The 12,924-nt window shown below is 32.4% G+C and carries 11 protein-coding genes; 5 read left to right on the top strand and 6 right to left on the bottom strand.

Annotation, left to right across the window (positions count from 1 at the left end; genetic code table 11):
• Position 1: 1 nt before the first annotated feature.
• From WNY78_RS15550 to WNY78_RS15560, 3 genes are all read left to right on the top strand, one after another.
• A complete protein-coding gene (locus WNY78_RS15550) occupies positions 2-1,780 on the top strand; it encodes a chloride channel protein (RefSeq protein WP_342874140.1) in 1,779 nt (592 codons plus the stop codon).
• Between the two features lie 61 nt (positions 1,781-1,841).
• Positions 1,842-2,075 carry a hypothetical protein gene (locus WNY78_RS15555; RefSeq protein WP_342874141.1) on the top strand — a complete coding sequence of 78 codons (234 nt, stop codon included), beginning with the start codon at positions 1,842-1,844 and terminating at the stop codon, positions 2,073-2,075.
• Between the two features lie 142 nt (positions 2,076-2,217).
• Complete coding sequence (locus WNY78_RS15560; protein WP_321248361.1) at positions 2,218-2,409, top strand: cold-shock protein; 192 nt, start codon at positions 2,218-2,220, stop codon at positions 2,407-2,409.
• A 190-nt stretch (positions 2,410-2,599) separates the two neighbouring features.
• Here the strand turns inward: WNY78_RS15560 and WNY78_RS15565 are convergent, their stop codons facing one another.
• The 3 genes from WNY78_RS15565 to WNY78_RS15575 form a co-directional block, all read right to left on the bottom strand.
• Positions 2,600-3,049, bottom strand: coding sequence for a nucleoside deaminase (locus WNY78_RS15565; RefSeq protein WP_342874142.1), 450 nt, complete (start codon positions 3,047-3,049; stop codon positions 2,600-2,602).
• A gap of 18 nt (positions 3,050-3,067) precedes the next feature.
• Positions 3,068-4,279, bottom strand: a complete 1,212-nt coding sequence (locus tag WNY78_RS15570) for a LytTR family DNA-binding domain-containing protein (protein WP_342874143.1) — start codon at positions 4,277-4,279, stop codon at positions 3,068-3,070.
• Between the two features lie 154 nt (positions 4,280-4,433).
• Positions 4,434-4,997: a hypothetical protein gene (locus WNY78_RS15575; protein WP_342874144.1), complete on the bottom strand. Its 564-nt coding sequence runs from the start codon at positions 4,995-4,997 to the stop codon at positions 4,434-4,436.
• A 181-nt stretch (positions 4,998-5,178) separates the two neighbouring features.
• Between WNY78_RS15575 and WNY78_RS15580 the strand changes: the two genes are divergently transcribed.
• Positions 5,179-6,957: a 1-deoxy-D-xylulose-5-phosphate synthase gene (locus WNY78_RS15580; protein WP_342874145.1), complete on the top strand. Its 1,779-nt coding sequence runs from the start codon at positions 5,179-5,181 to the stop codon at positions 6,955-6,957.
• Here the strand turns inward: WNY78_RS15580 and WNY78_RS15585 are convergent.
• The 3 genes from WNY78_RS15585 to WNY78_RS15595 form a co-directional block, all read right to left on the bottom strand.
• Positions 6,935-7,105, bottom strand: a complete 171-nt coding sequence (locus tag WNY78_RS15585; protein ID WP_342874146.1) for a hypothetical protein — start codon at positions 7,103-7,105, stop codon at positions 6,935-6,937. The two genes, WNY78_RS15580 and WNY78_RS15585, sit on opposite strands and share 23 nt — an antisense overlap.
• A gap of 135 nt (positions 7,106-7,240) precedes the next feature.
• Positions 7,241-10,009, bottom strand: a complete 2,769-nt coding sequence (locus tag WNY78_RS15590) for a T9SS type A sorting domain-containing protein (protein ID WP_342874147.1) — start codon at positions 10,007-10,009, stop codon at positions 7,241-7,243.
• Between the two features lie 13 nt (positions 10,010-10,022).
• Positions 10,023-11,366 carry a deoxyguanosinetriphosphate triphosphohydrolase gene (locus WNY78_RS15595; protein ID WP_342874148.1) on the bottom strand — a complete coding sequence of 448 codons (1,344 nt, stop codon included), beginning with the start codon at positions 11,364-11,366 and terminating at the stop codon, positions 10,023-10,025.
• Positions 11,367-11,563: 197 nt separating this feature from the next.
• Here WNY78_RS15595 and WNY78_RS15600 point away from each other — a divergent pair, with 197 nt between their 5' ends.
• Positions 11,564-12,844: a hypothetical protein gene (locus WNY78_RS15600; protein ID WP_342874149.1), complete on the top strand. Its 1,281-nt coding sequence runs from the start codon at positions 11,564-11,566 to the stop codon at positions 12,842-12,844.
• Positions 12,845-12,924: the final 80 nt, after the last annotated feature.

Consider the following 12,924-nt stretch of genomic DNA (forward strand, 5'->3'; position numbering starts at 1 on the left):
TATGCCAATCAAACCAATTATTAAGCGCTTACTCATTTTGCGATATAAATATATCTCGCAAAAAAACTTCGTGTTTTTACTCGCAATGCTTATTGGTCTATTGTCTGGATTAGTATCTGTAACCATTAAAAATATTACCTACGGAATTCAATGGGTTCTTGAGCACCTCGTTATTGTTTCAGCAAATAGCATTTATTTTATTTTACCTGTTATCGGACTTTGGTTAGTGTATCTATTTGTTAAATATGTGTCTAAACAACCTGTTGATTTTGCCATACCAAGTATCTTGTTTTCACTATCAAAAAAGAATGGTTTTCTTAAACGAAGTAAGATTTATTTACCATTAATTACAGCACCAATAACTGCTGGTTTTGGTGGTTCTGTTGGGTTGCTTGGTCCAGCAATTGCATCTGCATCTGCTGTGAGTTCTTATGTTGGTCAGTTGTTTCATGTCGATAGAAAAACAAGAACTTTACTCATTGGTTGTGCAGCAGCTGGTGCTATTGCTTCTATTTTTCAGTCACCAATTGCAGCGATCATTTTTGCGGTTGAGGTGTTTAGTTTAGACTTAACATTCGCATCGTTATTACCCTTATTAATTGCTTCTGTTTCTTCTGTGTTGACGTCTTATTTTTTCGTCGGAAATGGTGTGCTTTTCAATTATAATAATGCAACACCTTTTGCATTAAAAGACACTCTGTTTTTAATTGTTTTAGGTGTAGGAACAGGAATAGCATCTATCTACTTCTCTAAAATATATTTTGCTGTATACAAGTTTTTTGAACGCTTTAAAACTAGCGGACAAAAACTCATCGTTGGTGGTTTGGCTATTGGTGTGATGTTGTATTTTATTCCGCCATTGTATGGAGAAGGTTTCGGGTTTATCAATGATTTACTCGACGGAAATCATTTGCACGCTTTAGGTAAAACCCCTTTTGATAATTATCTCGATAATATTTGGGTAGTGATTGCTTTACTATTTGGGATTACCATTTTTAAAGCCATAGCAATGACAACTACATTTGCAGCAGGAGGCGCAGGAGGAATTATTATCCCAACCATGGTAATGGGAAGTGCCTTAGGTAATGTAGTCGCAAAAATTATAAATAACATAGGCTTAGGTTTTCAAGTATCTGAAACAAATTTCACCTTACTTGGAATGGCAGGATTAATAGCAGGAGTGCTTCATGCACCATTAACAGCTATTTTTTTAATTGCCGAAATTACAGGTGGTTACCAATTATTCGTTCCATTAATGATTACGGTATCTATGTCATTTATTATTAAAAAAAGCGCAATCGAACATACGATTTATACAAAGGAACTTGCCGAAAAGGGAGAGCTCTTAACACACGATAAAGATCAATCTGTATTAACCCTAATGAAATTAGATAGCGTTATTGAGCAAGACTTTACGATTCTAAAACCAGAGATGACACTTGGTGAGATGCTACATCATGGTGTTTCTAAATCAAGTAGAAATTTGTTTCCGGTAGTTGATGAAAATAAATTTCTAGTTGGTATAATTTTATTAGATGATATTAGAACGGTTATGTTTGACCAAACGTTGTATGAATCAACATCTGTAGAAACATTTATGCATAATCCTCCAGATTATATTTATTATGAAATAGATTCTGTGAAAGAAGTGATGCGAAAATTTCAGGATAGTGGTGCGTGGAACCTTCCGGTTATTAAAAAAGGGAGCTATCATGGATTTGTTTCAAAATCAAAATTACTTACTGCTTACCGTCGTGAATTGATTAATTTTACAAGCTAGCGATTATATGTACTTTACTCAAATTGAGAGTGTACACAAATAATTTTACAATATTTTAGATATGAGATACATTATTCTTATTGCTTTTTTAGCCTCCTTAGGGTGTATATTATGTGGTTATTTTTTGGATGTAGACTATACTCAAAAGCTAATTGGTTTTGGTGTTTTAGGCTTGTTTTTTGTAGTTTTTCCTTTATTTGCTTACCATCGTTGGAAAGACAAAAACATTAAGGATTATATGCTTACACAAGAGAATCTCGATAAGATGAGAGAAAATCAAAAAAGTGAAAAATAATAATTTGAAGTATTAATATTTCCGAAGTTATTTTGATTATTTAGGTTAAATTTCAAGACATTAAGGTAAAAATTCTCAATTTATTTACATTCCGAATCATTTTTAATTTTACCTTTGTATCTTAATTAATATATTTTTTATAATGACTGGAACAGTTAAATTTTACAATGATTCTAAAGGATTTGGATTCATTACAAACGAAGAAACAGGAAAAGACATTTTCGTACACGTATCAAACCTTAATGGTGTTGAGTTACGTGAAGGCGATAATGTAGAGTACGACGAAGAAGAAGGAAGAAAAGGAATGGTTGCAGCTAATGTGCAAGTTCTTTAAGAGATATACTTTATACAGTTTCAACGTCTAACGAAAGTTAGGCGTTTTTTTTGTGATTTTTTTGGCGTTACCTTAATACCTACAAGGTTTTCAAAACCTTGCAGGAAACAGGTCAGGCTCTCGGTAGTCGCTTCCCGATAAAAATCGGGAGAGCTCCAACAATACCTCCATCCTTAACGCGAGCTTTGGCTTAATTTAAGTTACGTTTCTCAATAAAAAACCGTTTTAATAATGCCGATGCTTCTTCGGCTAAAACACCACCAACCATTTTAGTTTTAGGATGTAGTTTGGTGTCTAAAGCAATACAACCACGTTCTTTATCTCTTGCTCCATATACTATTTTAGAAATCTGACTCCAATACAAAGCGCCTGCACACATTTGGCAAGGTTCTAAAGTTACGTAGAGAGTACAATTGGTTAAATATTTTCCGCCTAAAAAATTTGCTGCTGCAGTAATGGCTTGCATTTCGGCATGTGCAGTGACATCGTTTAAAAGCTCAGTGAGATTATGTGCTCTTGCGATGATTCTGTCCTTAATTACGATGATTGCTCCAACAGGGATTTCGCCTTTGTCAAAAGCTTCTTCAGCCTCTTGTAAGGCTTTTTTCATGTAATAGGTATCGTCAAAAGGGTTTTTCATAGATATAAAAATACGATTTCAAAACTTCTTTTTATAACTTCGAGATAATGGAATCTGCTCTTTATTAATTAAAGTTAAAGTTGTTGAATTGATTTGTTTTATAAAGTTGGAATTTACAATGTAAGAACGATGGCATTGAATAAAATTTGGAGGTAATTCTTCTTTTATTTGGCTTAATTTCCCTCTAACTGTATGCTTTTTATCATTCTCAGTGACTATTTCTAGATAGTGATCATCAGATTTGATATACATTAAATCTGAAATATAGACTTTCGTCTTATCTTTTAAAATGATATGATTTTTAATGACTATGTTTTTAAGCTCATCTAGTTTTTGAAGCGTTTCAGATTGTTCTTCTTCTAATACAGTACTTTTCTTTTTATAACGTTTGTAGAGGTAGAAAATGAAGATAAGGATGAAGATGGTTCCGCCTAGTATTGGTAAAGCAATATGTAATCTATTTTGAAGTTCAGAAAATGAATTTTTCAATGCTTTATTTCTGTTTTTGATGTTTTTATTTTCTATTACTGATTTTATTTTTTTATAACTTTTTTTAGAATTATCAACTATTTCATTGAGTTCTCTCTCATTAAGTGTGTTTTTCGTGCTTTGCATTTTCTCTAAATAATACAATGCACTATCTGGGACTTTTAAATCTTTATAGCACAAATACAATCCCTCATATGATTTAAACTTATAGATATTGCTATTATAAGAGAAGTATTGAAATTGTTCATCATGAAAAAGAGAAATAGCTTTTTTATATTTCTCAATATTTTTAAAAAAGATTCCTAATTTAAACCAATCATTGACTGTACTAGTTTTGTCTACTGCTAAAAAATAAATTGCTTTATTATAGTGATATTCAGTCTTTTCTTTGTTATTGAAAAAGTGGTCATAATAAAACCCTTCCAATTGATGGGCTTTACTTTTTAGCAAATTATAGTTTGCATATTTATGGAGTAACTCGAAGTTTATCTCCTTTATTTTTGTATCTAAATAAAAATCTTGATTATAATATTCTAGGTATTTAATTATACTGTAATAAGATTTCCAAAAGTTTCCAATTGAATCATTCGAAGATGAACTATAAATACTAATTAAAAAATCTAATTCTAGAATTTCGTTTTCATTATGATAATCGTGGAAAAGTTTAGATATGTTAGGGTAAATGCTATCAAGCGTATTTTTTTTCTCCTGAGATTGAGACAAACCAATAAATCCAATCATTAAAAGTAAAATTTTAAAGACATTGAATTTAAAGTATGACTGATTCCTAACTTCCATATTTCTTTAAACCCTAATTTGAATTATTCTAAAATAATAAAATAATTTTTAAGACTTTTATCTAAAATGATACTAGATAAAAGTCTTTTGACCAAATTTATACAGGAATCCATTTACCATGAATTTTATCTCCAGCAATTCTAACACTTATTTTATCTGAATTTGGAAAATCGGCTGCTGCCATACAGGCAAAAAACGCAGTTTGAAAGGCAATTTGAGTAGCAGTTAATACTCCAGTTAAAGCAACTGTACTAGCAGCTAATGCTCCTTGCTTTGCACATTTTGCAATATGGTCAATAATAATATCTGTTGGATAACATATTTCAGCAAAGATAACGTACTTAACATCTCTTCTGTAAAGTCTAGGTCTTACTTTATCTTTAATCCACCCATTAAAAGGTAATTTAATCTTAATCCAATCCCATTCTGTTTTGAATTGAAAAGGATGTTTTATTGATGCAATAGTCTGTTTTAAACAAACCTTATTTTCTTCAAATGATTTAGATTTGTATTTATCCTCTACTTCTTTTGTGAATTTATTAAAATGCCTTTCAAAATCTGATATTTCAATATCGTATACTATTTCTTCAGTTTTTTCGTATCCTAATTCTTCTAAATTAAACCCATTAGTTGCTAATTTCATAATTTCAATTTTTTTCATAATTTCTTGTTTTTAATTAATAATTTATTTCACGAATTCGTTTTTCAAAACTACCAGCAAACCAACTTGTTAACCAAAAAAATGTCGCGAATAACATAACAAATAACGTGAATGGTGAATGTCTGTTAGGCTCTTTAATAAAAATTCACTTTAGAGATATGAAAAGCTGTATTTTTACAATGTGCAAAAACGACTTCTAAACCATATCAATTTCCCAAAAGATTTAAGGCAATTAAATCCTAACGAGTTACCACAACTCGCTAAAGAGTTACGCGAGTTTATCATTGATATTGTAGCTACAAAAGAAGGACATCTTGGAGCAAGTCTTGGTGTTGTAGAATTGACCTTAGCTTTGCATTATGTGTTTAATACACCAAAAGATCAATTGATTTGGGATGTTGGACATCAAGCATATGGTCATAAAATACTAACAGGTAGAAGAGAAATTTTTCATACAAATAGGCAAAAGGGTGGAATAAGTGGCTTTCCAAATCGAGAAGAAAGTGAATATGATGCATTTGGTGTTGGACATTCATCTACCTCAATTTCTGCTGCTTTAGGCATGGCAATTGCTTCTCAATTAAAAGGTGAAGATAAACAACACATTGCAGTAATAGGTGATGCTTCTATTGCTAGCGGAATGGCTTTTGAAGGACTTAACCATGCAGGAGTCACCAATGCAAATTTATTAGTCATCTTAAACGATAATGCGATTGGTATTGATCCAAGTGTTGGAGCTTTAAAACAATATTTAACTAACGTAAAAAAAGGAAAAGAGAAACAAGACAATATTTTTGAAGCATTAAACTTTGATTATTCTGGACCAATTGATGGACATAATTTAACGGTTTTAATTTCAGAATTAGAACGATTGAAATCTGTTAAAGGACCTAAGTTTTTACATGTAATTACGACTAAAGGTAAAGGTTTAAAACAAGCTGAAGACGATCAAGTAAAATATCATGCTCCAGGAAAATTTGATTCGGTTACAGGTGATATTCTTCCGAAGAAAGAAGAAATCTTACCGCCAAAATTTCAGGATGTATTTGGTCATACGATAGTTGAACTTGCTAAAACAAACAAAAACATTGTTGGGATAACACCAGCAATGCCAACAGGGAGTTCTTTAAAGTATATGATGGAACAAATTCCTGATCGCGCTTTTGATGTTGGTATAGCAGAGCAACATGCAGTCACTTTATCTGCAGGTATGGTAACTCAAGGGCTGACTGTGTTTTGTAATATTTATTCTACGTTTTTACAACGCGCTTACGACCAAGTGATTCATGATGTTGCTTTACAAAATTTACCAGTAATTTTCTGTTTAGATCGTGCTGGTTTGGTTGGAGAAGATGGCGCTACACATCATGGTGTTTTTGATATTGCGTATTTGAGATGTATTCCTAATCTAGTTATTTGTGCACCTCGAAATGAAATTGAATTACGTAATATTATGTATACAGCTCAATTAGGTTTAGCGCATCCAATTGCGATTCGTTATCCTAGAGGTCGTGGAACTATAATTGATTGGATGCAGCCTTTTTCTGAAATAAAAATAGGTCAAGGGATTCAGCTTAAAAAAGGAAAGTCGTTAGCTGTATTAAGTGTTGGTGCTATTGCTTCTAATGTTGAAGAGGCTATTTCAAAATGCGAAGTTAGCGATACAATTTCACACTACGATATGCGTTTTGTGAAACCATTAGACGAGAATTTATTGCATACAATATTTAAAACTTATGCGGAAATCGTTACTATTGAAGATGGTGTTATTTCTGGAGGTTTTGGAAGTGCTGTATTAGAATTTGCAGCTTTAAACAGTTATTCTGTTTCAATTAAAACATTAGGAATTCCTGATATATTTATGGAACATGCTTCTGTAAAACAACAACATCAATCCGTTGGGATTGATGTTGAAAATTTAACTATGTTATTTAGTTCTATTGCTCTTCGTCTAAAGTAACAATATCTGGCTGTTCGTTTGCATCATAAACTTCAACGTTGTTTTGTTGAGGTTCGTGATTACCATTACTTGTAATATCATCTAACATTAATAAAAATGCTAATGTTACAAAAAATATAACTGCAGCTCCTAGAATGTTTTTTTTCATGATTGTAGGTTTAAAAGATTACGGTTAAACGAATATAAGTAAAATACCGTTTAAATACAAATTTATTCGATGAAATACATAAGTAAACAAAAAGGGAACTATAAAGCTCCCTTCTTATAATAACAAATATCATATTTATTTAATGATGATCTTTTTAGTCTCAGAATAATTATCAACAGTGATATTAACAAAGTACATACCAGCGTTTAAATTAAGATTAACATTAGTATTTGAGGTTGAGATATTAGACTTTGTACTATAAACTTCTTGAGCATTAATGTTGAATACTTTTATAGAAGCATTACCTAAATCACGTTCAGATTTAATAGTAATTTGACCGTTAGAAATTGTAGGAAATAATGTAATTACATTTTCATTAAACTCATGTTCTAACACACTTAAAGGTTGATTAGTAAATTGACTTGTAAATAGTCCTCTACCATGAGTTGCTGCTAGAATCGTATTATCTGCAGCTCTTAAATCTAAATCAAGTACTTGTACATCACTCATCCCATTATAAGCTTGAACCCAAACTGGATTTGCAACAGTATAATCTGGAGTAGCCCAAATACCTAAATCTGTACCAATAATTAGCTCTTCAGGGATTAAAGGGTTTTGTAAAATACATTTCACAGGAATATCTGGTAAGTTACCTTCAATATTACTCCAAGTATTTCCACCATTTCCAGAAAACCAAACACTTACTACACCATAGTTGTGCATCGTCACAAAAATTTCTTGAGCATTTTGACCAAACTCTATATCAGAAATACTACCAACAAATCCTGGTCCAGATATGTTTGTGAATGAAGGAATTGTAAAATCAGCAAAACCACCTACTAATATACGTCCACTAGCTAAACCAACATATAATGAAGTAGAGGTAGTACTATAAGGAGATACTTTTAAAGCTGTTACTGTTGCATTAAATTGACCAGAAGTTAAAAATGTTCTTTCAAGTGGTGGTCCTCCAGGTAAAAATTCTTTAACACGCTCAATTCTAACAGTTCCTCCAGTAGTGGCATCAGAGTATAAAATATTTAAGTTTTTATCAAGAACTGCTTGATTGACAAAGGTGCCACCTTCACCACTTGATAATTGACCAACACTTGTAAGTGCAGGGTAATTGTAGAAGTAATGATTGTTTCCAGGATTAGAGAGAATGGCATAACCACTGTCATCAATCTCAGTAAAACCACCATCACCACCTCGTTTTTCATCAAAAGGATTAGAACCTGCAACTCCATTGGTAATAAACATAGACCCATTATCTTGTAAGCCACCACCAAAGTTATCGGTAAGTGTAGATTCATCTATAGTACCAAAATAAAATTGGGTTGTATTATAATCTTTATTTCGCGTTTGAATATTAGTTGTATTACCAGGAGCATTTGTAATATTATCAGAGTAATATACACCACCATCATTTCCAAAAACAACTTGCGTGTCATTTGAACCTGGTCTAAATACTATAGCGTGTTGATCTGCATGTACAAAAGAAGCTTCAAATCCATTGATATTATACCATTCTGAAATTTGAGTCCAAGAAGCACCATTATTTGAAGATGTAAATAAATTTATACCTCCAATATATACGTTACCATTTTGATCTGACTCAATAGGTAGGTCATAAAATGCTTGCCCTCTTGTGTAATCTCCTGAAGGAATTGTAGCAACATCTTCATCAACAGGAATAGTCATTGTTGTTAAATTACCAGCTGTTGCAAAAGCATCGGTTGTGGTAAATAAACGACCTTGACTATTAATAGATGCAGCAACCCAAAATCTATTAGGATCTGTACTAGAAACTTCTAATTCTGTACGACTTGCTCCATTAATTGTTCTGATGAGATTAAATGTGATTCCGTCTGAAGAACTGTAAATGTCTCCACCTGCATTTCCGAAAGCATTACTTGTAGTTGTAAACCAAATATTATTATTAATGTCAATTTCTATATCACTAGGGTTTTTATGGCTACCATCACTATGGGTAATATCAAAACGATTCCAGCTAGTTCCACCATCGGTAGACTTATATAGTCCTTGTTCTGCAACACCTTGAAAATTCACAGGACTAGCTGCTTCATAATATTGTTTGCCTACGATTCCTGCATAAATTTCAGTTACACCTCCATTATCTCTTGCAACAATGTCATTAACATAAAAAACACCGTTTACGATACCTTGTCCTCCTAAAGTGACAAAACTATCATAACCACCAAAAATATTAGACCAAGTTGCACCACCATCTGTAGATTTCCATATACCTCTTCCTACACCTACCGATTGAAATGTAAAAGATTCACCAGAAGCGATATAAAATGTATTTGAATCATTAGGATCAGAAATAATTGCAATTACAGAAATATTAGCCTGGATTCCTGTCACTAAATTCCAAGAAGAATTAGCATCTGTAATATCATCATTTACCCACAAACCACCAGAAACTCCACCAGCAAATACTCTTGTATAATCATCTGCAGGATTAGCGTTGTTAATATCATTTGGATCAAACATAATACCTCTTGTTCTACCACCTTGATTATTTGGACCTCTATCAACCCATGGGTTAGTAGTTTGTCCACCAACACCTCTTGCTACTTCTCTTTGAGTAATTAATTCTTGTTGAGTGGCAAATAAACGTTCAGGCATAGGACGACCAGTACTAGGATCCATAGTTAATTCCCATAATTGTTCATTATAAGCATTTGGAGGTAAACCCATTGCTTTTCTTTCTTTTCTAGATAATTTTTGGGTCTCTTTAAAAGGACTATTTTCTAAAAATGATAGATGTTGTTCTCTTAATTTCTCTATGTTATCTTCTTCGGAATTTGATTTGATAAGTAAAAAAGTAACTAGCATTAAAGCTAATAATGAAGTGAGTACTAATAATTTTTTTTTCATGTTTTTCAATTTTTTATAAATGATTCCCTTTCAATTTTTGGTAAGTTAGCATGGCGTTGCTATCAGACATTTTTGAAACATAAAAACATACTGATAACAGACTATCGTAGACATTATCATTGTTTAAGTCAACAAAAGGGGCTAAAACTTTCAAAATCAATTTGTCAAAATTTGAAAGTTCATCGTTGAGGTTGTTTATAACTGCTTGAGTAAAGGTATTTAAAAGTTCATTAATTACCTTGTAACCTACTATCTCCTTATCAATAACGTCTGTAGATTGATAAATATTTGAAATACTTAATTTTATAATGTCATTTATTTGTGCTTCATAAGCACTACAATCTAAAAGTGCTTTTGGAAATTCTCCTCTTAAAATATCCTCTTCATGTGTCATGAAAATTTCAACAGCTTCACTAATAAGTGTATTAATAGCCAATGCTCTCAAATAACTTAATCTGTCTTGTGTACTTAGTAAAGCATTATAAGTTTTAGTTTGAATGGAATCACGTACTAAATTAATGAGATACTCTAAAGCGTATTCTTCTTGAATAAGTCCTAAGTTTATTCCATCTTCAAAGTCAATTATCGTGTAGCATATGTCATCTGCTGCTTCAACCAGATACACAAGTGGATGCCTACAATAACTCACATCATCAACATCACCTCTTTTAACTAATCCTAATTCTTGTGCGATGTCTTTAAATGTTTCTTTTTCATTTTGAAAAAAGCCATACTTTTTATCTGCGATATGTATTGTTGGTTTCTTCGGAAGGGACTCTTTTGGATATTTTGTAAATGCACCAAGAGTAGCATAACTCAGTCTTAAACCGCCAATACGACCTTGACGACTTTCGGTTAGAATTTTTAAACCGTTAGCATTACCTTCAAAATCACATAAGTCTTGATATTGTTTTTTAGTGAGTAAGTCTTCATAGTAACGACCATTTCCAGATTTAAAAAACTCACCAATAGCTTTTTCTCCAGAATGACCAAAAGGCGGATTTCCAATATCATGAGCCAATGCAGCAGCAGCTACAATAGCTCCAAAATCATTCATTTGATACCCATGAACATCTTTTAAATGCGGATGCTTTTCTAATAGTCTTTGGCCAACTTTCCTGCCTAATGAACGTCCAACGACACTTACTTCTAAACTATGGGTTAATCGTGTGTGAACAAAATCGGTTTTTGATAAAGGTACGACTTGAGTTTTGTCTTGCAGACTTCTAAATTCCGAAGAAAAAATAATACGATCATAATCAACTTCAAAGCCTAAGCGTGTTTCATCTTGTTCTTTTCTCAAGCGTTTATGAGTGTCTCCAAATCGTTTTAAGGAGAGTAATTGTTCCCAATTCATAGATAATGTTTAGCTGGAGCTAAGATAGGAATTTCAATGTTAAATTATTGTTTCGAGATTATAAAAATCCCAGTTTCTAGTAACACTCAATTAACGTTTTTATGATTTAGGTTTAATACTCAATTAACCTTGTCTTTACACTATGCGCTTTTCTTTGCATCGTTAATTAAATAATAAAAAACTAACAAAACAATATCATGAAAAAAATAATATTATCTGCATTGATCGCTTCTTCACTAGTATTTACTGGATGTTTTAAAGACGATGACACTCCAATTGTAATTGAAACAACAACAATCAACAACTATGGTGAAGGTGGTAACGGAAATGGAGGAGAGTCGTGTCCTTTAGTAGCAGTTACTGGAGCAATTACTGAAAACACAACTTGGACAAACGACAATATTTATCAATTAAATCAAAAAGTTGTTGTAGATAATGGAGCAACATTAACAATTGAAGCAGGAACAATAGTAAAAGGGTCTCCAGGAACAGGTTCTTTAGCGTCTGCATTAATTATTGCAAGAGGAGCAAAAATTAACGCATTGGGTACAGCATCAGAGCCAATTATTTTCACATCTACTGGAGATAATATTACTTGTGGTCAAACTGCAGGAACAAACTTAGATGAAAATGACAGAGGTCAATGGGGAGGATTAATTGTATTAGGTTATGCACCAAGTTCATTTTCTGGTGATTTAATCGAAAACCAAATTGAAGGTATTCCTGCTGATGATGATTTTGGATTGTATGGTGGTTCTGATCCTGCTGATAATTCTGGTGTGATGTCATACATCTCAATTCGTCATGGTGGTGCACTAATCGGTGAAAACAATGAAATCAATGGGTTAACTCTAGGTGGTGTTGGAAACGGAACTGTAATAAATAATATAGAGGTTATAGCAAACGTTGATGACGGAATTGAGTTTTTTGGAGGAACTGTAAATGCTACAAACTTATTAGTGTGGGCTCAAGGAGATGATGCTTTAGATATTGACCAAGCTTACTCTGGTACAATTGATAATGCTGTTGTTGTTTTAGGAGATATTTCTGATCATGCCTTTGAAGTAGATGGTCCAGAAGGAACAGGTACTGGTTCATTTGTTATTCAAAATGCGACAATCATTGGTAATACTGTTACAGAAAATGGTGAATATGCAGATTATAGAAGTGGAGCTACTGGAGCAACAAATAATATATATGCTTATGGTTTTAAAGATTCATCAGATGTAGAATTAGATAACGATGGTGTAGCAACAAACTATAATAATGGTGATTTAACTTTTGGTGCTTGGGAAATCGTATTACCAACAGGTGTTACTAATGTAACAGACATTTTTGTAAATAAAGCAGAAACTGTAACAGTAACAGGATTTGGTTCTACAGCAACTGCTGTATCTGCTGGTGCAAATACTATTGGAGCAAATACATCACAATTAGCTTGGACATACGCAAATACTGTAGGAGGATTAGGTTTCTAATATACAATTAGACCAAGTCAACTCAATAGTAATTTATAAATTAACTCTTTTCAATATAAACTACTACTCGTTAACTTTTT

It is taken from the genome of Psychroserpens sp. AS72, from assembly GCF_038900375.1.
Taxonomy (GTDB): Bacteria; Bacteroidota; Bacteroidia; order Flavobacteriales; family Flavobacteriaceae; genus Psychroserpens.